Source organism: Ectothiorhodospira magna (assembly GCF_900110965.1).
Lineage (GTDB): Bacteria > Pseudomonadota > Gammaproteobacteria > Ectothiorhodospirales > Ectothiorhodospiraceae > Ectothiorhodospira > Ectothiorhodospira magna.
Map to the genome: position 1 here is coordinate 44,064 of NZ_FOFO01000020.1, position 23,169 is coordinate 67,232.

Sequence of the window (23,169 nt, forward strand, 5' to 3'; positions counted from 1 at the left end):
CCTCCTTACATTGTCCGTCGCTGGAAATGGTCCACCAACTCCCGGGCACTGGGACACTCGGGATGCTGGGCGGATCGCGTGACATCAAAACCATGATATCGGGTAAACCGCTTGGCAAAGGCGGCCTTGCTGCCTGGTCCTTGTTTGCCATGAGCCTTGGCAACATCCTTCAGATACTGCCAAGGCAAATCCGGTGTCCTTTCCGGCTGCGCCTCGAAAAAATCCGCGATGCCCAGCCAGCGGCACATGGCCTGGGTGTCGGCCAAAAACCATGCCTCCAGCGCCTTGACGGCGACGAAGATGACATCCACGCCCGGTGTTTCGATGCGTGCCTTGACAGTGGTGACGGACGCTTCACGCTCCAGATCGGTGATGACAACCACCTGTTGAGCACCGGCCTGTTCAAGTGCTGCCAGGAACACACGGATATTTTGTGGCAGCAGATTGCCGCCGCCCTTGGCGTTGATGACGGGGTTGACTCGCCAAAAACCATGCTCGGTAAGCCAATCGCCGAAGCGCTCAGACTCCACCACAATTTTCTCGCTATCCCCTTCCACGATAAACCCGACACTCACCACGGCAGACCTCCATCCAGCAGGTTGGTCAGCCAGGCTTTGTCCAGAGGAATGCTATCCAGTAGATCAGCGGCCTCTCGCACCGGCCGAAGCTGCGTTTTCCCCTGCTCCTTGGCCACCAGCCAAAGCTCTTGCGGCTGTGTGTTACGCACTACGGATTCACTATGCGTGGTCAAGAAGATCGGGTGTTCTGCCTCGGCATTTTCGCGCATCAGCTGTATAAGCTCCCCGATGGCCTGGGGGTGCAGACCGCGCTCCGGCTCCTCTATCAGGGTCATGCCCAGCTCACGCGATCGGCTCAGCACCGCCGTCAGGATACATAGCGCATACATGGTGCCATCCGATACCAGCCGCGCCGGGAATAGCGTCTTGGTTCCCTCCTCCTTGAAGGTGATAACCGTGGAGCCATCGCGACGCTGATGCTCGGTGGCGACCCGCTCCATGCCCGGCACGATCAGCCCGATCCACTCCAGCACCTGCTGGCGGAAGTGCTCATCCTTCTCAAGCACGGAGAGCATGGTAGCGACATTACGGCCATGGCTGTGCAGCTCTGTGGCATCCGTATCGGATGTGTCCGGCTCCTTGGCAGCGGCAGGGTCGATGCGAAACACGCGAATATTGGTGAGATAATCATAAACCGGCAACTGACTCAGCAGCATGAGTGCGGTCATGTCCGGGGCGTAGTTATCCAGCGCCCTCAGTTCCCCTGAACTATCGAGCCTGACGTGTGCCGACCCACCGCTGGAGCGCTCGATCATCACCTCGCCATCCACCTTCAGATGTTCTACCAGCTGCGGCGTATGGTCGATGTTGTTGAGCGTCAGGCGATAGTCATAGTCACGCGCCTGCAGTCGCATCTTCAGCGCAAACTCAATGGTGGTTCGATTCACTGTGTAATGCTTGAAACAGTGAATCTGCGAAAATCCGCCAAATTCACGAATCGCCTGCTTTGCGCCACGCTTGACCACGGCACCCAGAAAGACCAGCGCATCAATCAGGTTGCTCTTTCCTGCGCCATTGGGCCCGGCCATCACTATCAGCGGGCTGACATCCTCCATGATCAGCGACGACAGGCTCTTGAAGCCTTTGATACTCAACTGCCGGATTTGCATCAACAGGCTCCTCTCAGGATGTACCAGTGACCTGCTTCACTTCCGCCAGCAGCTCGCCAAACTTCCCATAATTCACCTTCACCCCATCATCCAGATCCAGTGAGATCCGCTGGTCGGCATAGTGGCGCAGCTTTTCATCGAAGGTGTTGAGTTCGGCCTGCTGCTTGTAGAGCCTGCCCAGTTCCTTCTCGATGCGCTTGGCCTCTGCGGCTGAGGCACTGGCTTCCTTGTCCTGTTCCAGTTTTTCAATGTAGCTGGTGAGTTTTTCGGTGAGGGGGATTACATAGTCGGTGCGCATCTCGGCCAAGGTACCTTCGTGGTAACGGTGCAGGTAGACCAGGCACTCGAAGGCTTTCTGCTTGCCGGAGCTGAACAGCCAGTAGATGGGGCGCTTTTTGTAGGTGCGTAGATGGTCCTTGAAGAACTGGGTGCTCAGGTAGCGGCGGATAGTGTCCAGCGCGGCTTCGCCTTTTTTGGGTTTGATGGCGTGCAGGCAGAGGCTTTCAGCCACGAAGTCGAGATTCTCTTGCAGGTGTTCGTCACCCCAGACGGTGCGAACGAAGTCGCGGAAGCGGTTGGTGGCGTCGTCGGGGAACCACTCCTGATCCGTGAGTGGGATGATGGCGTTTTCATCCGGGGCGAAGCTGGGCTCAGGGATCTGGGCGAGGTAGTCGCGAATGGTCTCGCTCTGGCTGGCGAGGATCAAGCTGGGCTTGTCCAGCGAGTATCGCCCCATCATGCAGCCGATGGCGTAGCTGACCAGCTCCTTGAGGGTGTCGCACTGAAGCAGGGTTTCCAGCTCTTCTTCAGAACGGTTGCCACCGTAGCGGTAATGGGGGTTACAATTCAGGCTGATATCTTGCAGCGGGACACCGGAATCAAGTTCGTCTTGAAGGCCGTATGCGTAAATAAATATTTTATTATTCTCTACCTCAAGGCGCTGTGTTTCTGATATTAAGTCTTGCCATTCACTTCGCGCACACTTAAAGACCAAGCTTAACTTTTTAGTGGAAAATTTCTCTTCTAATATAGGAGGCTCCGAGAAATTCCAAGACGTTTCAAACGCATCCCAATCCAGCTTGGAGTTGTTTACTAGTTTTTCTATATGCCTCACGCTGGCCTCTACCTCTATTAATGGCAGACGCCCCATGCTTGTTATTCTAAAATCCATAGTCGGACTAAGAGCCTCGAGTAGCTTAAAGACAACGCAGCTGTTTAGAAAGCCCATAATTACATCAAGCCCACCCTCGTTTGAAAAAACTGAGGGAGCTGTAGAGTCGTAGGTCATTCCAACTTCATAGTAGCGAACCGCAAAGCTTCCAGATGTAATTCTGCTCCAGCTAAGGCCTGGTTTAAAAAAAAACGACTTCCCCCTTACGGGAGCCCCATTGTAATCAATGGGGAGGCCGTGAAAGTCATGAATAGCCTTGCCATTAAACTGCCAGTTCAAAACATAATCAAGATTTCCGTACCATCGCCTAAACTCCCCACCCTTACGATGTGCGTACCATCTTTTCTCGACTCTTTCGAGGTCAATACCCGAAGGTTTGGCAAATTTTTCATAATCAATCTCGTACCATCTCCTGAGAAATCTATCATTTTCACCAGTATTGATTCCTTCTCTTAGTGAACATTTGCTTTTAAGAGAGGGACGGCTGTAAAAAAGATCAAGCATTTTCTCTGAAAGCCAATAAGCCACCGGACTCCCCGGAATCTTCTTGAAATCATCCGGCTTCGCCTCATAGAGCCACCCGCATTGACGGTCCTGAATGGCCTTCAAAATAGCATCTTTCTTCTCTGATTCCGATTTACCATCAACCAGCCTAATATAGGCACCTTGAAAATCCGGTTTCGCAATTTTTTCCATCACAAAAGCAGTAGCTGAGACAACTTCGCCGCTAATGCTGTCAAAAGCCCGAGACCCAAGGTGGGCCATTGTGATGATTGTGGCATTACTCAGCAGCCATTCCCGCAGCTTTTCGTAGCTGGAGAGAAACATCCATGACTGCATATTGATCTGAGAGTTGTAGCCAAGCGGCGTCAGCAGACTAAAGGCATGCTCCATAAAGATGGCAAAAAGGTCAGATTTGCTGTTTGGGTACGCCTTTTTGGCATAATCCTTCAGCGCCTTGTTCATCCCCTTGCTGCCCATGTACGGCGGGTTAGCAATCACCGCCTCATACCGCTGCGCCAACACCCACGCCTGCCGCACAATCGGCATCAACTGCCTGGCAGCGGTCTTCTGCATGGTATCGCCCTTGTGGGCAAGCTCACCTAACTCCCCCAGCAAGGCCTTGAGTGGAGCTTCCAGATCGTTCGACACCTCAATCAGCGACCCAAACGTCTTGGCCTCCTGAAAACGCTCGATCAGATCCACAATGACCTTGAAGGTGCTGTCATTACTGGACAGTTCAGTCTGCTCGCTCTCGAACAGGCTCTGGGACTGCCCCCGGTGCCAGTCGCCAGTCAGATTGAGATCCCTCCAGAGACTCCCGGCATCCAGGTGCCGGGTGCTCTGCAGGGCCATCACATTCATGCGGATGCCACGACTGAAGATCCGGCGGTCGTCTTCCCTGGCCTTCATCAGCAGTGCGAAACCGGCAAGCTGGGCGGCGCGGTCGTCGATATCCAGGCCAAACAGGTTGTGCTCCAGAATCAGCCTGGGAATGTCGCGGGAGCGGTAGCCTCGCTCTTCGTAGATGGCCTTCAGTACATTATAGGCTTCCACCAGGATGTGGCCGGAGCCACACGCCGGGTCCAGCACCTTGATGCGCTCGGGGTCGATGCTCGCCGGTGTGATGGCATCCAGTTGGGCCTGCACCTCGGGCGTTTGCTCAGCCGGCTCGATGTAGTAAGGCATCCGGCCCTTGAGGGGGGAGTCCGGGTAGGTCTGCAGCCATTGGCGGCCGACAGAGTTCTGTACCAGGTACTGAACGATCCAGTTGGGGGTGAACAGCTGGGTGGCGGCGGGGATGTCCTCGCTCTTGACCACCTTGCCGATCACCTGGTCCTTCTTCTCGGCGATGTAAAACTGGTAGAGCCAGCCGATCACCTCCACCTCCTGCCAGTCCTCCTCGGGGATCGCCTCCACCAGTTCACGGATCAGGGAGTCGGTCTTGGTCAGGTTGTCCGGCAGCAGCAACTCGCTGGCATCGTCCAGTGGCTCGAACAGGAACGGCATGGCCTCGTGCAGGGCGTGGCACTGGGCCAGCAGCAGCTCGCGGTAGAGCGCCTCGTCCTGGGTGCCGTCGAGCTTGAGCTCGCGCACCCGGGCGGTATCGAGTCCGGGCAGGTCGATTTCCAGGCAGTCGTCGAGGATCTGGAAACTGCCCTCGTGAGCCGGATGGGAGAGCACCCGCCGACCATGATCCAGATACCCCTTGAGTTCCATGAAGCGAATCGCACACAGGCGGTTGAACCAGCTGTAGGCGGCCTGCTCCATGGCCTGCTCGAAGCCCAATTGGGTCACCCACCTGGCCAGGGCCTCGCGGGGGCCGTGCAGCGCCTTGGGAAAGCTGTGGGTCTGGCCGTCCAGGGTGCTGATCAGCATCACATCGCCACGCACCTCGGCAGGCGCCACGTTGCCCTTGGTGATCCCGTAGCGGGCGGCCTGGCGGGTCATGGTTTCAATGAAGCGGGTACGCGCCTTGGGGGCGTACTTCTTGATGTTGGCAGTGTTCATGCTGAATTCCTTCACGTACAGCTGGCCTTTGGCAGGCAAGATGATCCCGGTTGCCCTGTGTCCCAGGATATGGGACAGGCTTCGACGCGCAACAGTGATGACGGCAAGCGGTGGATCACGATCATGGTACGGCTCTCGCTGAGCGCTGCCGTAGTCGTGCTTGCTCGTCCCGGCCCGCCCGGACTATACTGGTGGCAAATGGACTGGGAGTGCCCGGTCGGCGTCTGAGCTTCGGTGAGTGTCATCGAGGCTCTTCGCTTTTCTGGGGGAAGCGTTTTAATCCCCACTGCTCATAGCCCACCCCGGCATTCTGCCTGCCGCCCTGGCACATGCTCATTGCAGCCATGATCGCCGCTTTCGTCCACGTAGACGATGTAGTCGCTAAAATTGTCCATATCAGACTTCCTACTGTCTCCCCCCCGCATCAGCGCAGGCGAATACGCTTGTTGGACTGGATCGCCTCTTCCAGTTCGCGCTTGAGTGCATCGAGGAAGGCATCCACCTCCTGCTGGTCTTCCAGATAAACCCCTTCATGGGTGCGACCCAGTATCCGTCTGACGGATACCTCGACCACCGGCTTGGGTGCCACCACAGGATCCCGCTCGCGCACTTCCTGAGCATCATCACCGGCCTTGGTGGAGGTGACTGAACCCGTGCCGTGGACATCATCCCCCCGGTCGTCGGCCTCCTCTGAGTCCACCGGCCCCACTCCCTGCTGCCGGGCCGCCAGTTCCTGGGCGCGATGCAGGGCATCCAGGCTCTCATCCTCTCGCTCTCTGGCCATTTCCCCCTGGAGCATGGAGATCTGGGCAATACTGCGGGTCGATTCAATCTCCCGCTTGATCAGCTGCAGGGGGCGCAGCAGTTGGTTGCTCAGTTCCGGGGTGCCAATGCCACTCCTGACGAGTTCGGCGCTGATGCGAGCGATACGCTTGTCGATCAGGCCCAGTGCATGTTCACGCTTGCGCTCCAGTAACTGCCGGTTGATCTCCTCCACGGTGTGAATCAACCCGGCGACTTTCTGCAACAGGCCGTAGGGCGCATCAGCGGCATGGATGCGATCCAGCTCCGCCAGGGCCTTTTGGGCCTCTGGGTTCTTCTCCAGCATCCCGCGATTGGGCTGGAAACGAGTCAGCGCCTCTGAAAGCTGCTGCCAGGTGGTGAGCTGCTTGGTGAAGAACTCGTGGAGGTCGCGATAGACCTCTTCAAGATCAAGCAGGTCATCCTTCTGCTCGGCTACGGCCTTGAAGAAATCGAAGCTGTCGTCGATGCAAAGCAGGCGCTCGACGGCCTTGAGCGTGCTGTCGATGTCGGCGCGGCCGGGGAAATATCCCACCTCGGTCTTGCTGCGGTAGCCTTCCAGCTGTTTGCGCCACTGGCCGAACTGTTCCTGGTAAAAGGCGTAAAGTTCTTTCTCGCTGGACGGCCCCAGCTTGCTGAATAGATCCCTGGTAAGATTACGCACCTGGCCCAGCACGGCCTCGTCCGTCTGGCGCTTCTTCTGTACCCTCACCTCACCACGCCGGCGCGCGTTGTTGAGCAGATCAAAGGCTTCCTTGCCCGTCAGGGCGGGCCCTGCGGTATGGAACGTCAGGCGACCCACGGCAAACAGCCTGCCCAGGATCAGCAGGGTTTCCTCCACCGGCCAACCAAAGGGCCGATTGCTGAAGCGCTCCAGTAATGCATTGAGCGCCACCGGCTCGCCATTGTGCAGGTTGATGTACTGCTCCACCTCGCGCACCGCCTGGGGATTGCCCTCTTCCCCATCAAGGCCAATGCTCAACTGAGTAATATCATCAGCAGTAAGCACAGCCAGCAATTCACGGGTGGGTTCGGCGCTGAGCATTTTTAGATATCCCAGCTTGCCAAAGGTATTCTTCAACAAGTATTCGCAAGCGCCATCCAGACGGCTGTTGAGCTGACTGCGGTTGAGATCGAGCTTCTGGCCCAGGGCATAAACATTCCCATCCAGCAACATTTCCTCCAGACGAATGCGCAGACGCTTGCGTCGTGCCTGGTTCTCCCGGCCACGGTCGGCCAGGATGCGCTCCACGTTGCTATCGCCAGAGGCGGCGTTCAGGCGGATGAATTTCTCGGTCTTGAGAAAGGTACGCAGATCGTCAAAGAAGGCCTTGTCATCACTGAGGCGGATCAGTACCTGCCCCTGGTTTTCGCTGCTCTTGAAGATGCAGGCGGCCTCTCCGCTCTGGTCGGCATAGCTTCGGCCATAATCGATGTCCAGCGGTGATACCACCTCGACGCGGAGCTGGGTCTGAAACCGACCGTCGAGGGTGTGACCATCCAGATACCGGCCAATGGTGTAGTCGGTCTTGTTGAGTGGGTAGCGGTACTTGTTGCGGTCGCGTAGCAGATCCTTGTAGATCAGGTTGGCCAACTCCTTGTTCTCGTCACTGCTGGAGATCTCGGTGGCCTTGATCTTGCGGGTGATGTCCCGCTCCTCGTTGGTAAGAAAGAGGTACTCCTCACCATTGCGAGTGACCAGGCTCTCCTTCTCCAGACGGGCCAGGGTGCCTTCGAGGCGCTCACGGATCGCCAGGCGATCGTCATCTATGCGCGTGATGGAGAGCGTGACCAGGTTGTCGAGCGTCCCCTTGACCAGGTCCACATAACGGATCATGAACAGGGTACGCAGGATTTCCACGTCAAAGTCATCCAGCGCCGCGTTCTCGCTGGCCTGGTCAATGGTGCGCTTGACGGCCGTATCGAGAAACCCCTCCACAGCCCTGTAGAAGCTATGCATTGGCACCAGGGCGCCGACCTCTTGGTCGCTCACCGCCTTGGCGGCTATCTGGAAGGCATCGAGCATGGAGCGCTCACCGTAGGCCAGGTGAGCCCCGGTGGCACCCACTTTGCGGATCTCCTCGAAGACCTTCTGGACCAGCTGAAAGTGGTAAGGCACGAAAGGGTAGTTGGCAATGAAGCTCTCGGTGCCATCCACGTTCTTCAAGGTGGGACCGGAGCGATCGAAGGTGAGTTGGTTGCGCAGGATCGCACCCTGGGCCTCGAACACCCCGGAGAGCTCCTCTCGGGCCGCCGGGGTCTTGGCCAGCAGGCGCCGGCGGATCACCTCATCCGAGTTGGAACTCGAGAGTGACAGGCGGGTCTTGAAGCGTCCGGCAATCTTGGAAAAGTCATTGGCCTTGGCGGCTGTCATCTCCCCCAGCACTGCGTCCATGTCGGCCTGGGAGGTCACAACGATCCAGGCGCGGCCATTGCAGATGGTTCCAAGGTTCTCGGTCAGCGTTTGCAAGGTCAGCATGAGCCGGGTATTGCTGCCGATGAACTGGCCCACTTCGTCGACCATGAAAACCATGCGCCGTGTCGGGGACTGATCGTTCAGATATTCATTCACCCAACGGCAGAAATTGTCCACCGAAACGCTGAAAGCCTCTTCGGACTGCTCAAACCACCGGTGAGCGGCTTCGGGTGAAAGCTCCAGAGTCTGGCTGATCGCCTTTTCAATGTCGTCCTGGTAGAACTGATAGCCATCACGCTCCTCTTCCCAAACCATGCCGCTGGATTCCTGGAAGGCGGCCTTGAAGCGTTCGAGCATGCCACGCTGTGCCAGGTGACGCTCCATGTGGGCGATATGGGGGTGGTCGCCGCTGAACCCCTGATATTCATTGAAGACCCGCAGGAAGACGTTGAGGATGGGATTGCCGGCGTCGTTGGAACTGGCCTTGCTGTCGATGTTGAACAGGATGACATCCGCCGGTTCCTGCACGGCCTTGGCAATGTCTGCGCGGATCATCGGGTCATGAAGCTTGTTCTCGTCGAAAAAATCGGCGGCACATCGCTCGTGGCCATCTGCGTCTTGGGCCTTGATATTGGCCAGAAGGTAAGAGAGGGCCTTGAGGAAGTGTGACTTACCGGAGCCGAAGAACCCGGAGATCCAGACACCGACCCGGTTGGCAAGGGACGGGTCACCCAGCGGCGTGGTGTAGGACTCGAAGAAAGCACGGAAATGCTTCTCCAGTTCGTTGGTCACCACGTACTCATCAAGTTCCTGGTAGACCGTTTCCCGGTCCTTCTGGTCGGCCTTCACGACCCCATTGATGGGACGGTGCAAGGGTTTCTGGAAGAGCTCCTGGATACGCATGTCCGATCGATTCCTTAACTGGCGGCACCCTGCCCTGCGGACAGGGCAAATGGGGATCTCAAGGTGAATTTCACTGGGCCGAGGTGCTGGTGGTCCGCGATGACGGCACGAGCGAAAATGCACGGTAGTAGGGGTGACTGGTGATCTGGTCGAAAAGAGTCAGCCTCTGACCGTCATAACTGCCGGGATAAAACAGGACCAGCGGCTTATGGCCGAGCCGGCCATGCAGTGCATTGAGCAGGCTGTGGGCGCGCATCACGGGCCAGACGCTGCCCACGCCAGAAATCAGCACCACATCCGGGTCTTCAGACAAAGCGTGTCCCATCAGGAAGGGCGCGAACTTGTCCATGTGCAGGGGGCCACGAAGGGCCTTGAGCAGCGCCTGATCTCCCTTCTGCTGCTGCATGGCGATGGCCTTTTCGAGGAAACAGCGTTCTTCAAGGTAGTCGCGCAAGACGCGCAGAAGATTGACGTGATCCACCTTCAGCTCGCCATGCTGGCGGGCCAGCACACCCTCCAGGAAGCCGAGGTACTCGCGCACCTGCAGTTCGTGCTCGGGTGGATAGTCGAAAACCCAGAAGCCAATTTCATTGCCCAGCCCCTGGCCGGAGAGAAAGCTCGGGCTTGTGATCCTGTCGGTGATCTGGTTGAGGCGATTCTTGAGGTGGGGATCGTCCCGGCGGGTCAGCGGCATTCGGTTCCCATCCCTGTGTCAGCGTTTGTCTTCTTTAAGGGCATTCTACCCACCCCCCGCAAAACCAGCGAGCCCCGGGCGATTGCCCCTCCTGCCCGCCCGGGTCGGATTACCGTGGACCCAGGGCCTTCAGGCAATTCAGCAACCGGGTGAACCGATGTCTCTCCAGTAGCCCCACCAGTTCCGGCCTCAAAAACAGGGGGCGCAGACGGCGGCTGCGGGTGCTTTCCAGTAAACCGACTTCTGCCAGCATCCGAAAGGCAACCTGCCTCATCTTGCGTTTGGAGGCGCTCGTCCAGTCGGCGATTGATGCATCACGGTACACGCGCTCGTCCAGAAAATCGTCCCAGTGGTAGAGCTCGAGGATCTCTGCCCGCGTGACGAAAGCATCGGTCACCACGACCTCCAGAAACTCCACCAACAATGGGTTGCGTGCAAGGGCGGCACAGAACGCCACTTGGGTCGCCAGCTGGTCATCACCATCCCGCAGTGCTTGCCAAAACGGCGCTTCCAGCCGCTCAAGGCGCTGACGAACCGCACGGGCCACACGCGTCGCCGTGGCGGGACGCGCCTTTTGCAGGCGATTCTCGTCATGGATCGCGGTCTTCCAGGCCGCCCGGTCAACATCGGACAGCATCAGATCCGCGATAATTCGACTCTCAAAAACCATCAGTGAACCGCCGATGAGATCGGAGTGATAGCGGAAGCCGTAAGATGATTTTAGCGGTAGGTTAGTCACCCCTGTGTTGTGCCATATCACCATGATAACATCAATACTCAACAGCTCGGGGTTTTCGAGAAGCTGGGTATCGAACCTGGCGCTCTCCAAACTCAGGGCGGTGACGGGGCTCCAGCGTCGCAGGTGGGTGATCCAGGTCTCGGTGGTTTGCACCCGGTAGCGGACGGAAGGTGGCAGCCAGCCTCGATTTGCTGCACCCCCAGCTTACTTTTAATCCGTCCCGACAGGGCTTGGAACTGGCGCGCGCGCATTCCAAGGTGTCATGACCCCTCCAACGGAGTCCCGCCAAGGACTGAGCCTGGTCAACCCGGAGGCTTACAAGCCTCACCTAAACCGCGCAAGCGGTTAGATGGGGTGGTTGACCATTGCGGCCCATTCGCATGAGTGTTGACACCCTGATAGAAGCCTGTATAATCCGCCCTTCAACAACGACAGGCGCGTAGCTCAGCTGGTTAGAGCACCACCTTGACATGGTGGGGGTCGTTGGTTCGAGTCCAATCGCGCCTACCATATTGTTTTAAAAGCAAAAAGCCCCTTGATCAAGGGGCTTTTTGCTGTGCTCAAAACAGTTCGATACGATCCCCGTCTTCCGCAGTGGAAGATGGCAGGGCCAGGGCCTCCTGAATGCTGGCGCCCCCCAAAATGGCATCAAACATCCTGCGATCTGCCTCATTGGTGTACTTGGAGCGAATGGCCCGCTGTAAACCATGCCACTCATAAGGGTTGTAAAGCCGTTGGGGGTCTGCCACCAATCTGGCCAGATCATCCAGGCTGTTGCCAATATGGGTCAGACGCTGGGTGAGTTGATCGTAGAACTGAAAAGCCATGATGGCCTCAGCCATGCTGGCTTCAATCTCCTGACAATTGCTCAAAATGGTGTCCTTTTCCCGGCTTTCTGGCAGATTGTCCGCAGCCACGTGGATACTTTGGCTTTTACCTACCATGGCGGTAAAGGAGCGGGTCAGGGTGTTGACCGAGTCATTGCCATCTCCCATGGTGCGCTCGATCTGGGCCACCGCCAGATGCAGCATCATGACGGTTTCCCGAACCTGACTCCAGTCCAGGTCTGGCTGCTCTGCCCGGGAAGGTATTGCTGACTTATCAGACATGATCTACCCGATTGCTTGATCCAGGTTGATTTGAGGATGCATCAAATGATTCTTTTGAGCAGCTTGCGCACCTGATTCACTTCAAAGGGCTTGTCGCAGATGGCCGATACCCCGGCCTGCTTTACCGATGACAACCGGGAAATATCCGATTCGGAAGTCACCATCATCACCGGGATGTGGACATAGGCCGGATTGCTGCGGATTTCGTTGACCAGGGCCTGACCATCCATGACCGGCATGTTGTAATCGGTCACCACCAGGTCATATTCATGCTGGCTCAGTTGTTCCAGAGCCAGGGCACCGTTTTCCACTTCGTCGATATGTTGTGCCCCTACATGCTCCAGCACCCGCCGCAAATGATTACGGGCCATGCGGGAATCATCCACCAGCAGCACCCTGACTTCGGTGATATCCCGATCCTCCAGATCCAGTTCCTCTTCTTCCAGGTAATCCAGAGTCACCCTGAGGGCCCGTTCCAGGTCGCAACGATCAAAAGGTTTGGGCAACAGAGCCAGTACCCCGCTTTGACGCACGGCGTCCAGCTTGTCGTGGTCCTGTTCGCTGGAAATCACCATCTTGGGCACTTCTGATAGATTGGGGTCGGCGCTCATCCGGGCGAACAGCTCGGGCGCTTCCATGTCCGGCATGTAAAAATTGGAAATCAGCAGATCGGGAACGTAACCGGCCATGATATTCAGAGCCGCTGCGGCGCTGTCGGCGGTTTCGATTTTTTGGATCTGTCCATCAGACAGCAGTTTGGTGATGATCTGACGCTGGGTTCGAGATGGCTCGATCAGCAAAATGGCCAGATCTTCAACACATACCCTTTGACTCATTAATCAAGCCCCGTGAATTTCATCATTGACACCCTCCCCTCCCCACAAGTTGGGGGATTTCTCTTGCGAGACGCTTGTGCCCAGGCGCGAGAATGGTCCTTGTGGCATTGAGGTCGCGGTTATGCCGCAATTCGACAGGCCCGTTCTCTTATTCCAGGCGCTGTCCTGCCTTTGGGACTGCTGTTGCCGATATGACCATGGCACGAACAGGCTTGGGTGGTATAGGTGTGGTCTGTACTGATGGATTATTCTATATACATCGGGATGACACAAGGGGATGACCCAAGCCACCACCGCCTTGGGTGGTACGCTATCCCGGGAAAATCAGGGGGGGGGAGACTGCTTTGCACGATCGGGGAGATGGTGCCCATGGGCAGGATCGAACTGCCGACCTCTCCCTTACCAAGGGAGTGCTCTACCACTGAGCCACATGGGCAAGACACTTAAAACAAAAAACCCCGAAAGCAAATTCGCTCAGGGTCTGGAAGATGGCGGAGCGGACGGGACTCGAACCCGCGACCCCCGGCGTGACAGGCCGGTATTCTAACCAACTGAACTACCGCTCCAAACTGACTGCAACCAACAGCTTGCTGCTGGATGTGGGGCGCATTATACCGGCTTTTTCAAAAAATGCACGAAAATTTTCAAAAAAATTTCACCCCGGCCTGGAGGGGCGTCAGTCCATCAGTTCTTCCTTGATTCTGGCCATGCCGTCCCGGCCCCGAATACCCTTGTTGGCTATGATCACCGGCACTTCCATGGTTTTCAGGTCTTCAATAGCCCGCATGTGGACGGTGATTTGTTTGCGACGCATCGTCTCCACCTGGGCTCGGGCCTCTTCCAGGGTGGTAAACCACTCGCCCTGGTGGGCATATTGAGGTACCGAAAAGATTTTGCCCAATTCATCGAAAAACAGGCGAAAGCAGATGCTTTTCTGATCCTCCGACGTGTGTTCCGCCTCTACCTTGACGATGCCTGTAGTCAGCGCCCATTTGGTCACATAGACTTCCATCACGGTCCCCATCCCGAGTCGTTACCTACATACTCTATCGGCAGTACACCACAAATTATGAGGCTCAAGGCAGTAGTCCTGGCAGCCAGGGTGTCACAGGAGGGAGCAAAAAAGCGGTCATGACCCCTGCCAGGGTCAGGCCCAATCCAGCAAAAGCACCCGCCGTGGCACTGATGCCAAATGCCTGGGCCGTGCCAAAACCGTGGGCGGAAAGTCCCAGGGCAAATCCCTTGACCCGGTCATCCCGGATACCCAGCAGCCGGATGAGCAGGGGTGAAAGCAAGCAGCCGATGGCCCCCGTGAGCAAAACCAGTGCTGCCGTCAGGGAGGGCAGTCCACCGATCTTTTCTGCAATCCCCATGGCTATGGGAGAAGTCACCGACTTGGGCGCCAATGACAGCAGGGTCAGGGGATCTGCACCCAGCAGGGCCGCCACCAGCACTGCACTGATGGCCGCCACCAGGGCGCCAGCCACTCCGGCCACCAGTAACGGTAATAGCAGTTGCCGGATCTGGTGACGATGTTCGTAAAGGGGAATGGCCAAGGCGACAGTGGCAGGCCCCAGCATGAAATGAATGAACTGGGCACCCTCGAAATATGTGTCATAGTCTGTGCCCGTGAGGAGCAAAATGCTGATCAGCAGCGCCATGGCAATCAATACCGGGTGCAGGATCATACTGCCCCCCAGTTGCCGGTGGAGCCAGAGTGCCACCTGGAATACCACCAGGGTCATGGTGAGCCAGAGCAGGGGGCTGGCGGCCAGAAAGGCCCAGATATCGGTGAATTCCTCATTCATGGCCGATCCTGGGCCCGAATCAGCGCCGCGAGCACCAGCATGGTCACAACCAGAGCCAGGGCGGTGCTGATCACCAGGGCGGCCAGCAGAGGTAACCAGTCACGAGCCACCAGACTGAAATGCGCCATCAGCCCCACGCCGGCGGGTACGAATAACAGGGCCAGATGGCGTAACAGGGTATCGCTGAAATGTTTCAGGGCCGGGGGCATCTGGCCGTACCACAACAGACCGCCAAATAGCAGCAGCATACCCAGTACCGGCCCCGGCACGGGTAAATTCAGCAGCAATACGGTTATTTCACCTGCCAACTGACATAACAGGATCAGGATAATGGCCTGTAACATGCCGCGGCTGTCCCTTCAGTTCAGGGGCAATCCCCCATGCGCCGAGCGGTGATTTCCGTCCGCATGGGCATTTTGCCCATGGGGCCTTCCAGTTCCGCATCGACCAGGCCACTGAGGCGGTTGCCCTGGAAGCGCATCTCTGCCTGCATGTGAATCTCCATGTCATTTTCCTTGCAGACCATGTCGTAACTCATGGCGGCGGCACTGATCTGAAGGTTGGACATCTGGCAATTTTCGCTCAGCTCCATGAAATCCGGCCCCCTGGCCACATCCTCGGCAGTGATGCACTGACGGTTGGTGGTGGTCTGCTCAGGAAAGGGAGAGTCTCCCAGGATACGGGTGACATTGGTGAACTCCCAGTCTCCTGGCTGAATGTCAAGATCGGCAGCGGTGGCCGGGCTGGCAAGCAGAAAGATCATGACGGCCATCAAAGCCGGAATACGAAAAGACATTATCAACACTCCAAAATATGGGGACTCAAAGAGTTATGGTAGCAGTTCAATCCAAAAAGGGTGATCAGTTGCGCTTTTTGGGGCCTTTGCGCTTGAGCTGTTCAAAGCAGTCAAAAACCTGGTCCGCCGTTTGCCGCACCTGGAGCCGGGCTGTTTCCATATCCGCATCATCAGCCCCTTGCTGCCAGTTTTCTATCAAGATCAACAGTTGGTCTTGTACCCGGACATGGGCAGCCCACAGGGCAGCAAAGGTGCCCTGCATGCCATATCGGGTGGAACCACTGCCGTTGTACCAGCGTACAAAACGGGGATTGGCGATATTTTCCGGCTCCCAGTCCCGTGGGTCCTGCACCGTTTGCTGGCATTGTTCCAGCACCTTGTCCAGCCAGCATTTGTAGCCCCTGGAGGCCACAATGATGTTCAGGTCCCCTTCCATGCCCTGTCCGTGATACCCGGACAGATCCGGGCGTTGTTTATGCCACTGGCGCATCCAGTCGGACAGTACCTCGGCCACCATCGGGCGGGCAATGGCATACCCCTGCACATGGCGGCAACCCAACTGGATGAGCATGGCAGCCTGGGTCATGTTTTCCACCCCTTCGGCAATGATGTCCTTGTTGAAGGTGGCGGCCAGCCCCACAATGCTCTCCACCACGTCCAGGTCATTGGGGTCTTCCAGCATGTCCTTGACGAAGCTGCGGTCGATCTTGAGCACATCCACCGGCAGGGAGCGGAAATAGGCCAGGGAAGAATAGCCGGTACCAAAATCATCCAGGGCAAACCGTACCCCCAGCTGCTTGCACCGGGCAATCACGCTGCCGGCCTGATACAAGTCCTTGAGGGTGGCGGTTTCAAGGATTTCACACTCCACCTGATCCCGGGGCAGTCGGGGATGCCGGTCCAGTACCTCCTCCAGGTACTCAACGAATCCGTCCTCCAGCAGGTGATCGGCGCTGATATTGATACTGACGCCAATTTTCAGCCCCTGGGTATGCCATAGGGCCATCTGGCTCAGGGCCGCCTCAATCACCCAGCGTCCGATCCTCGGCTCCAGTTCGCTGCCGATGAGGTCATCCATGAAACTGCCGGGCATGAGCAGCCCTCGCTCCGGGTGATGCCATCGCAGCAAGGCTTCTACGCTGACCACGGTGCCGCTGACCAGATCCACCCTGGGCTGATAGTGCAAAGCCCATTGCCGCTGGTGCAGGGCCATTTCCATGGCGCTGAGCAGTTCCATACGGTCCTGATGGCGCCGGCTTTGATCCGGATCGAAAACATGGTAGCGATTTTTCCCGGCTTCCTTGGCCATATACATGGCTTGATCTGCATGGCGGATCAGGGTGTCCGGGTCATTGTCATCGGCGGGAAAGAAAGTGACTCCCATGCTGGCAGACACCCGCATGCAGGTTCCGTCAATCAGTGCCGGGTCTGCCACGGCCCCCAGCAGCCGCCGGAACAGGGCATTGGCGACTTCAGAATGATCCAGTCCGTTGAATAAAAGCACAAACTCATCACCCCCCAGCCGGGCCAGGGTATCTTCCTTTTTCAACAACGTCTTGAGCCGTTCGGCGATCAGCAGCAGCAGGCGGTCACCCACTGCATGACCAAAACGGTCATTGATGGGTTTAAAGCCATCCAGGTCCAGATAACAGACCGCCAGGGGAACATCAGAAGCGCGGGCACGGGCAATACTGCGGGCTATGCGTTCTGCCAGCAGACGGCGGTTGGGGACGCCGGTGAGGGTATCGTAGTGGGCCATGCGGTCCAGTTCCTGTTGATGGACGGCCACTCGATTGATCAACTCGTTGAAGGCGGTCACCACCTGCCCCAGTTCATCCCCCAAATGGAACCGGGGCATGGTCAAAGGCCGCAATGGCCCCACCGGCAACTGCCGCGTCTGCTCTGCCAGACGACGCAGGGGTCTGGCCACATAATGGGTCAGGAAGATCAGCAGGCCTGCCATGACCAGCACGATGAACCCTGCCAGCAGGGCCATCACCGTGACCAGTATGTAGTCCTCATTCCGGGGATTTTCCACATGCATGATCATCACTAAGGGGTCGTTCACCCTGGTGAGGGTCAGGGCGCGTCGGGCCACGTAGGAATCTGCCTGGCGGATGAACCCATCAAACTGTTCCTGCTCCCAAAGCAGGCTCTGGGAGCCAGGGGGCAAGACATGATCCAGCCAGGTGCCGGGAAACAAATGACCATCCACCGCCAGACTGAACCCCTGAAGACCCGCAGTACGGCGGATCTGGTTGAACAGGCTCAGTCGGTCTGACAGCACCACAGCCCCCAGGAAAGCCCCCAGCTCCCGGCCCGTATCCGGGTCACGAAAATACCGTTTCAGTACCAGCACCAGCCGGGCCTGTCCGTCTGGGTCGGTCATTACCTTCAACTGGGTATCCGACAGGCCCGAGGGGGTACGGGGCAGGTCTGCCATCCAGTCCAGCAATGTTTCCTGTCGATGAATGGCAAATCCGCCTTCCACCCAGCGAGGGGCGTCCTCGTGCCGGATCAGGATGCCATCAAAAACCCCCTGCAGATCAAACTGAAGTTGATGCAGCAGCAGGGCCTCCACCTGTTGCCGATTTCCCGTCGCTACTGCCTGACGCAACGGGGGCAAGCGCATGATTTCATCGGTCGTGCGCTGAATGATTTCGATGTCCTGATCCAGCATCAGGACCGCCAGGGCGGCACTGCGGTCAAAGCCGCGCTGCAACTCGGCCCAGGTGGCCTGACGGGAACCCTGGATGGTCAACACCACCGCCAGCACACCAAGTAGCACCATCCCGCCTCCGAGGGCCAGAATAATGGTATGAGTCAGTGTGCGTTTGGGCATACGGGAGACTGTTTTTAGGGTTGACCGGCATGATTGGCCGGTATTATTCCAGTGTTATGGGATCAGGCAGACCAGAATAGCGAAAGGCCCGTTGTTCCAGTGCCCTGATGGTATCTGGCGTCATATCCCGGGTGAGCAGCACCATTTCGCCGGCAAACAGCCGGGGAACCTGATGTCCCTGTCCCTTTTGATCCATGGCAATGGCCTCGGCCATGGCAACACCTGCATCATCATTCATGCGCATCACCGTGGCCGCCAACACCCCCTGTTGCAGCAATTGCAGTTCCTGGCCACCGCCACCCCAGCCGTTGATAAGCAGGGTGCTTTCACGGCTGGCCGCCGTTACCGCTGCTGCAGCCCCCAGGGCAATATCGGTGGCACAGGCATAGATCAGGGTGAGATCAGGATAGCGAATCAGTGCATCCTCGGTCGCCCGGCGGGCCTTTTCCATCTGTAGCTGGGTCAGATAAGTGGCACGCAACGCAAGATCGGGAAATTTGGCAATCTCATACAGGAAGGTATCTCCCCTGGACTGGCTGATGTAGCCTTCGCCGGCATACAGCATCACCACCTCACCTCGCCCCTGGGTGTGCTCGATGAAATGGCGGGCCAGCATACGGGAACCTTCCACATGGTCAAAGCCCACATAAAGCCAGGGCTGCATCCCGTCCCAGGCCCGCAATGGAGTGGTGATGTTCTGCAGAATGATTTTTGGACCGGCTTGATGGGTGGAGGAGATGGCCAGCAGACGTTCCGCCAGACGATGATGGACGGGGGTGTCCAGAGTATAGACAAGATAATCCGGCTGACTGTCGAGGGCTTCCCGTAACCGTTCCACCTGGGCCACAGGGTCGATGGCGCCCGGTCGGGCGGAATACACGGTGATCTGCAGGTTCAGCCCCAGGGCCTTGGCCCGGCCTGAAAAGGCTTTCAGGCTGCGATGCCAATAGTCCGAGGCTTGAATATCGGGGGAGACGATGGCCACCCTCACCGGCGCCATCCCGGTGGCAGAGGGCAGGGGCTGGGGGGAATCGGCAACCCGCAGGGCAAAGGCGTCCAGCAAGGCTGCCTGTTCAGGATGCGCTGCCAGATAGTGGTCAACGGACCAGTAGCGGGACAACTCTTCACCCCGCAGTGGCGAACCTGCCAGCAGGGAGAACAGCATGAAGATCAACGCGGCGGACTTGAGCATTACCATGTTGCGCGGAACACGCCGTCCTCCAGGGTGGCAAGAACTGCAGGCGTTACTTCCGGTCCGCCCGACCGTGAATTCATAAGGGCAGGGCCAGTATAGCGGCGCCGTGCAAATGTTCAAAAGGGAGACTCCTGGGCAAGCTGATTACGAGAGAAAGCCAACGCGCAGCCATTCCATCAGTTCATGGGGGTAGGGCAGTTGCCATAACAGCAGCCCCAGGGCAGCGGTGGCCAGCAGGGATCCCAGGGGGAAGGCCGGTTCCCAAATCTTGAAGGCAGAGCCAAAGGAGCGCTTGATCCGGGCGCTATTGATGTCCACGCTGTAGAGTTCATCGAGAATCAGATGGATCAAAAAACCCACAAACAGGGCCAGACCCTGTAGCCAGACCAGTAGATCCGGCGTGGATAGCCAGGTCAACCCCAGATAGACCCATCCCAGTCCCCACAAGGCCGCCACCACCAGGCTATGGCATAACCCCCGATGGCGGGTCATTTTCTGAAACAGGGTGGCCGCTGGATGTCGGATCAGAAACCACACCAGGATGGCCAGGGCGATGGCTTCCACGGTAAAGACCTGACCTGGTACCGCCACCAGGGAAAACACCTTCAGATCAGCCACCAGATGAAAGGCCAGGATAGCCCCGGCCAGGGCCAATGTACCAAACAGCCATCGCTGGGGCCGGCCTCCATTGACATCAATATCGGGCAACAGGGTGCCCATCACCACGAACAGGGCCAGCACAAGACTGTCGGGCCAGGGCAGCAGACCCATGGCCGCAATGGGAGACACCACGGCCACGGCTGCCATGCCGGCCACTGTTACATGGGTTGTAAAATTTGCCATTTGGAATCGTGATTACCTGAATAGTAGATTTTTTCACATCCTGGTATCCAGATGGAATATCTGGTCTATGAGCCAGGCTTGAGTGTGCGGGCATTGTCCCGAATCCACTGTTCTGCCTGCTTGTTGAGGGCCTTGGCATCCCCATCCTGGCAGGACATGGGGGGGCCGATACGCAGATAAATGGTCCCTGGATGGCGTAGCCAGGAACCATGAGGCCAGCAGTCACCGGCATTATGAACCACAGGCAACACCCGTCGTCCTGCACGGCAGGCCAGCATGGCGCCCCCTACGTTGAAACGCCCCAGTTGTCCCGGTGGCTGGCGAGTGCCTTCGGGATAAATCACCACACTGATACCCTCATCCAGACGGGCCTTGCCAACCTTGAGGATGGTCTTGAGGGCCGTGGTCGGACTGCTCCGATCGATGGGGATGGGCTTGAGCAGGGCCAATCCCCAGCCAAAGAACGGGATTTTCAGCAGTTCACGCTTAACCACCGTTGCCTGGGGCGAAATCAGCAGTTGCAGATAAAAGGTTTCCCACTGGCTTTGATGATTGGACAAAATCACCACCGGTTCATCCCTGGGGATATGTTCAAGTCCTTCCACCTGGATATGCACACCGTTGAGCACCCGCAACAGGGTCATGGTGGCCTGGGTCCACAGACTGACAAAGCGGTATCGTTGTTCAAAGCGCTGAAACGGTGCCACCAACAGGCACAGGATGCTATGGACAATGCCCATCAGATTGTAGAGCAGAAAAAACAGCAGACTACGCAGCCAGATATTCAGGCTGGTCTTGGTGTGGGGCATGGTGGATACTCCGCTCCGGTTCGAATCAAAGGTGGTCAATGATGGCAGGTCCGGCCACCGGCGTCATCGGCACCGGGGTCAATGGCGCCAGAAGGCCGGAGTAAACAGCACCAGCAGGGTAAAGACCTCCAGCCGGCCCAGCAGCATGGCAAACATCAAAACCCATTTGGCCAGATCGCTGATATCCCCATAATTGGCAGCCACCGCCCCCAGTCCCGGTCCCAGGTTGGTGATGTTGGCTGCCACGGCAGAAAATGCCGTCACCTGATCCAGTCCGGTGGCCATCAAAATCATCATCATCAGGCCAAACAGGGCCACATAGGTGGCAAAAAAACCCCAGACTGCATCCACCACCCGGTCCGGCACCGGTTTGCCGCCCACCTTGATGATCACCTGGGCCTGGGGATGGATCAGCCGGATCACTTCTCGATACCCCTGCTTGATCAGCAGCATGAAGCGGATCACCTTGATCCCGCCGGCGGTGGACATGGCACAACCACCGATGAAAGCCACCAGTACCAGCAAAACCGGCAGAAACACCGGCCACTGATCAAAACTGTCAGTGGCAAACCCCGCCGTGGTGCCGATGGATACCGTATGGAAAATGGCCTGATGCAGGGTTTGGCCCCAACCATCATAGTGCTGGGTCAACATCAAGGTGGCCGTGACCACAATCCCGGTGGTGACCATGATGCCAATGAACCAGCGCACTTCGGCTTCCTGCAGATAATGCCGCAGGGAACGGGTGCGCCAGGCCAGAAAATGCATGGCAAAGTTGATCCCGGCAATGAGCATGAAGACCACGCAGATCATGGAGATCAGCGGACTGTCAAAATGACCCATACTGGCATCGTAGGTGGAAAATCCGCCAATGGCCACGGTAGAGAAACTATGGCCTATTGCATCAAAGACCGTCATTCCCGCCAACCAGTAGGCGGTGGCACAGGCGATGGTCAGGGTCAGATAGATGTACCACAGGGCCTTGGCGGTTTCGGCAATACGGGGCGTAAGTTTGGAGTCCTTCACTGGTCCTGGGGTTTCGGCCCGGTAAAGCTGCATCCCCCCGACCCCCAGCATGGGCAGGATGGCCACCGCCAGCACGATGATGCCCATTCCCCCGAGCCACTGTAGTTGCTGGCGATAAAAACGGATGGACTCGGGCAGATCGTCGATCCCGGTCAGTACCGTTGCCCCGGTGGTGGTCAACCCGGACATGCTCTCAAAGGCGGCGTCGGTGATGGAGATGCTGGGTGACTGGGAGAGGGTCAGTGGCAGGGCGCCGGACAGTCCCAGCACAGTCCAGAACAGCACCACCACCAAAAAGCCATCCCGGGTGCGCAACTCCTGGCGCTGGCGACACACCGGCAACCAGATGAGGCTGCCCACCACCAAAATCACCAAAAAGGAGATCAAAAACGGCACCAGACCCTCGTCGCCGTAAATGAGTGCCACCAGGGCCGGCGGTAGCATGGTGACGCTGAACAGCATCAACAGTAGCCCGACGACGCGAAGCACTGAAGACCAGTACATGAGCGGTTCCAGGGAGGGGTTAAGGGGCGCCTAAATTAGGCCACATAAGGGGAATGTTGCAAACATTTTGCCGGCTTTCAGCAAAAACCCGCGTGAACCCTCGCCCACTCGGGCGGGGAGGTCAGCGGGGGCCGCGCAAGCGGCCCTATTTTTGTGTCTTCTGCCCCTGAACATAGGCTTTCAACGTTTCGATAGTCACCCCGCGCTACAAGCGAAATACGATCTCGACCACAGCGCGGCGCTCTTGCTGAGGCGCGGAATACGAGTGACGCTGTGCCGCCCTAGTCGGTAGACGCATCCGCACTCACTTGAAACCCCCTAGCATAGCTATTAATCTATGGCTATAGTAGCAGTGAGTACTGACATGCTGAAGGCCACAAAGATTACGCATCTACCCCACGACCGAACAGGCGGCATTTCTGAACTACCAGTTCGGCGCGGTGCGCTTTGTCTATAACACCGGCCTTCGCATCATATCC

The 23,169-nt window shown here is 57.6% G+C and carries 18 protein-coding genes, 3 tRNA genes and 1 pseudogene; 2 read left to right on the forward strand and 20 right to left on the reverse strand.

Annotation, left to right across the window (positions count from 1 at the left end; all coding sequences use genetic code 11):
• Positions 1-5: 5 nt before the first annotated feature.
• The 6 genes from BMX62_RS09255 to BMX62_RS09280 all read right to left on the reverse strand — a co-directional run bounded on the left by BMX62_RS09255 (position 6) and on the right by BMX62_RS09280 (position 11,099).
• Entirely contained in the window at positions 6-575 is a 570-nt protein-coding gene (locus BMX62_RS09255; protein ID WP_202906241.1) for a hypothetical protein, read from the reverse strand.
• Positions 572-1,687, reverse strand: coding sequence for an AAA family ATPase (locus BMX62_RS09260; protein WP_090207820.1), 1,116 nt, complete (start codon positions 1,685-1,687; stop codon positions 572-574). The genes BMX62_RS09255 and BMX62_RS09260 overlap by 4 nt, the downstream gene beginning before the upstream one ends.
• Positions 1,688-1,700: 13 nt before the next feature.
• On the reverse strand, positions 1,701-5,369 hold the full coding sequence (gene pglX, locus BMX62_RS09265) for a BREX-1 system adenine-specific DNA-methyltransferase PglX (RefSeq protein ID WP_090207823.1): 3,669 nt from the start codon (positions 5,367-5,369) through the stop codon (positions 1,701-1,703).
• 424 nt (positions 5,370-5,793) lie between these two features.
• Entirely contained in the window at positions 5,794-9,489 is a 3,696-nt protein-coding gene (gene brxC / locus BMX62_RS09270; RefSeq protein ID WP_090207826.1) for a BREX system P-loop protein BrxC, read from the reverse strand.
• Between the two features lie 70 nt (positions 9,490-9,559).
• Entirely contained in the window at positions 9,560-10,183 is a 624-nt protein-coding gene (locus tag BMX62_RS09275; RefSeq protein ID WP_090207829.1) for a DUF1788 domain-containing protein, read from the reverse strand.
• A 109-nt stretch (positions 10,184-10,292) separates the two neighbouring features.
• A complete protein-coding gene (locus BMX62_RS09280) occupies positions 10,293-11,099 on the reverse strand; it encodes a DUF1819 family protein (protein WP_274377168.1) in 807 nt (268 codons plus the stop codon).
• Between the two features lie 256 nt (positions 11,100-11,355).
• Between BMX62_RS09280 and BMX62_RS09285 the strand changes: the two genes are divergently transcribed.
• Positions 11,356-11,432: transfer RNA gene (locus BMX62_RS09285), tRNA-Val, on the forward strand.
• A 50-nt stretch (positions 11,433-11,482) separates the two neighbouring features.
• Here the strand turns inward: BMX62_RS09285 and BMX62_RS09290 are convergent.
• From BMX62_RS09290 to BMX62_RS09355, 14 genes and pseudogenes are all read right to left on the reverse strand, one after another.
• Positions 11,483-12,031, reverse strand: a complete 549-nt coding sequence (locus BMX62_RS09290) for a hypothetical protein (protein ID WP_143339723.1) — start codon at positions 12,029-12,031, stop codon at positions 11,483-11,485.
• Positions 12,032-12,072: 41 nt separating this feature from the next.
• The gene (locus tag BMX62_RS09295) at positions 12,073-12,867 is read right to left on the reverse strand and encodes a response regulator (RefSeq protein WP_090207837.1); all 795 of its coding nucleotides are present in this window, start codon (positions 12,865-12,867) and stop codon (positions 12,073-12,075) included.
• Positions 12,868-13,228: 361 nt separating this feature from the next.
• Positions 13,229-13,303: transfer RNA gene (locus tag BMX62_RS09300), tRNA-Thr, on the reverse strand.
• Between the two features lie 53 nt (positions 13,304-13,356).
• Positions 13,357-13,433, reverse strand: a tRNA-Asp gene (locus BMX62_RS09305).
• Positions 13,434-13,543: 110 nt separating this feature from the next.
• Entirely contained in the window at positions 13,544-13,882 is a 339-nt protein-coding gene (locus tag BMX62_RS09310) for a hypothetical protein (RefSeq protein ID WP_143339725.1), read from the reverse strand.
• Between the two features lie 61 nt (positions 13,883-13,943).
• On the reverse strand, positions 13,944-14,675 hold the full coding sequence (locus BMX62_RS09315; protein ID WP_090207843.1) for an LrgB family protein: 732 nt from the start codon (positions 14,673-14,675) through the stop codon (positions 13,944-13,946).
• Entirely contained in the window at positions 14,672-15,019 is a 348-nt protein-coding gene (locus BMX62_RS09320; protein WP_090207846.1) for a CidA/LrgA family protein, read from the reverse strand. The genes BMX62_RS09315 and BMX62_RS09320 overlap by 4 nt, the downstream gene beginning before the upstream one ends.
• Before the next feature lie 20 nt (positions 15,020-15,039).
• Positions 15,040-15,471, reverse strand: a complete 432-nt coding sequence (locus BMX62_RS09325; protein ID WP_090207848.1) for a DUF3617 domain-containing protein — start codon at positions 15,469-15,471, stop codon at positions 15,040-15,042.
• Positions 15,472-15,535: 64 nt separating this feature from the next.
• Positions 15,536-18,262 carry a putative bifunctional diguanylate cyclase/phosphodiesterase gene (locus BMX62_RS09330; RefSeq protein ID WP_162273526.1) on the reverse strand — a complete coding sequence of 909 codons (2,727 nt, stop codon included), beginning with the start codon at positions 18,260-18,262 and terminating at the stop codon, positions 15,536-15,538.
• A 94-nt stretch (positions 18,263-18,356) separates the two neighbouring features.
• Positions 18,357-19,505 carry a substrate-binding domain-containing protein gene (locus BMX62_RS09335; RefSeq protein WP_162273527.1) on the reverse strand — a complete coding sequence of 383 codons (1,149 nt, stop codon included), beginning with the start codon at positions 19,503-19,505 and terminating at the stop codon, positions 18,357-18,359.
• A gap of 147 nt (positions 19,506-19,652) precedes the next feature.
• Positions 19,653-20,351, reverse strand: coding sequence for a metal-dependent hydrolase (locus tag BMX62_RS09340; protein WP_090207857.1), 699 nt, complete (start codon positions 20,349-20,351; stop codon positions 19,653-19,655).
• A 65-nt stretch (positions 20,352-20,416) separates the two neighbouring features.
• Positions 20,417-21,160, reverse strand: coding sequence for a lysophospholipid acyltransferase family protein (locus tag BMX62_RS09345; RefSeq protein ID WP_090207861.1), 744 nt, complete (start codon positions 21,158-21,160; stop codon positions 20,417-20,419).
• Positions 21,161-21,238: 78 nt separating this feature from the next.
• Positions 21,239-22,690, reverse strand: a complete 1,452-nt coding sequence (locus tag BMX62_RS09350; RefSeq protein ID WP_090207863.1) for a TrkH family potassium uptake protein — start codon at positions 22,688-22,690, stop codon at positions 21,239-21,241.
• Positions 22,691-22,835: 145 nt separating this feature from the next.
• Positions 22,836-22,933, reverse strand: a pseudogene (locus tag BMX62_RS09355) (IS200/IS605 family transposase); the annotation flags it as partial.
• 176 nt (positions 22,934-23,109) lie between these two features.
• Here BMX62_RS09355 and BMX62_RS09360 point away from each other — a divergent pair.
• Positions 23,110-23,169, forward strand: a 60-nt coding sequence (locus BMX62_RS09360; protein WP_238375931.1) for a helix-turn-helix domain-containing protein, incomplete at its 3' end; no start/stop codon positions are given.

Bases quoted from the DNA above. Each gene is read 5' to 3' on its own strand.
- BMX62_RS09330 (WP_162273526.1), bottom strand. From the start codon at position 18,262: ATGGTGCTACTTGGTGTGCTGGCGGTGGTGTTGACCATCCAGGGTTCC.
- BMX62_RS09260 (WP_090207820.1), bottom strand. From the start codon at position 1,687: ATGCAAATCCGGCAGTTGAGTATCAAAGGCTTCAAGAGCCTGTCGTCG.
- BMX62_RS09315 (WP_090207843.1), bottom strand. From the start codon at position 14,675: ATGAATGAGGAATTCACCGATATCTGGGCCTTTCTGGCCGCCAGCCCC.
- BMX62_RS09340 (WP_090207857.1), bottom strand. From the start codon at position 20,351: ATGGCAAATTTTACAACCCATGTAACAGTGGCCGGCATGGCAGCCGTG.
- brxC (WP_090207826.1), bottom strand. From the start codon at position 9,489: ATGCGTATCCAGGAGCTCTTCCAGAAACCCTTGCACCGTCCCATCAAT.
- BMX62_RS09335 (WP_162273527.1), bottom strand. From the start codon at position 19,505: ATGCTCAAGTCCGCCGCGTTGATCTTCATGCTGTTCTCCCTGCTGGCA.
- pglX (WP_090207823.1), bottom strand. From the start codon at position 5,369: ATGAACACTGCCAACATCAAGAAGTACGCCCCCAAGGCGCGTACCCGC.
- BMX62_RS09350 (WP_090207863.1), bottom strand. From the start codon at position 22,690: ATGTACTGGTCTTCAGTGCTTCGCGTCGTCGGGCTACTGTTGATGCTG.
- BMX62_RS09345 (WP_090207861.1), bottom strand. From the start codon at position 21,160: ATGCCCCACACCAAGACCAGCCTGAATATCTGGCTGCGTAGTCTGCTG.
- BMX62_RS09325 (WP_090207848.1), bottom strand. From the start codon at position 15,471: ATGTCTTTTCGTATTCCGGCTTTGATGGCCGTCATGATCTTTCTGCTT.
- BMX62_RS09320 (WP_090207846.1), bottom strand. From the start codon at position 15,019: ATGTTACAGGCCATTATCCTGATCCTGTTATGTCAGTTGGCAGGTGAA.
- BMX62_RS09290 (WP_143339723.1), bottom strand. From the start codon at position 12,031: ATGTCTGATAAGTCAGCAATACCTTCCCGGGCAGAGCAGCCAGACCTG.
- BMX62_RS09295 (WP_090207837.1), bottom strand. From the start codon at position 12,867: ATGAGTCAAAGGGTATGTGTTGAAGATCTGGCCATTTTGCTGATCGAG.
- BMX62_RS09275 (WP_090207829.1), bottom strand. From the start codon at position 10,183: ATGCCGCTGACCCGCCGGGACGATCCCCACCTCAAGAATCGCCTCAAC.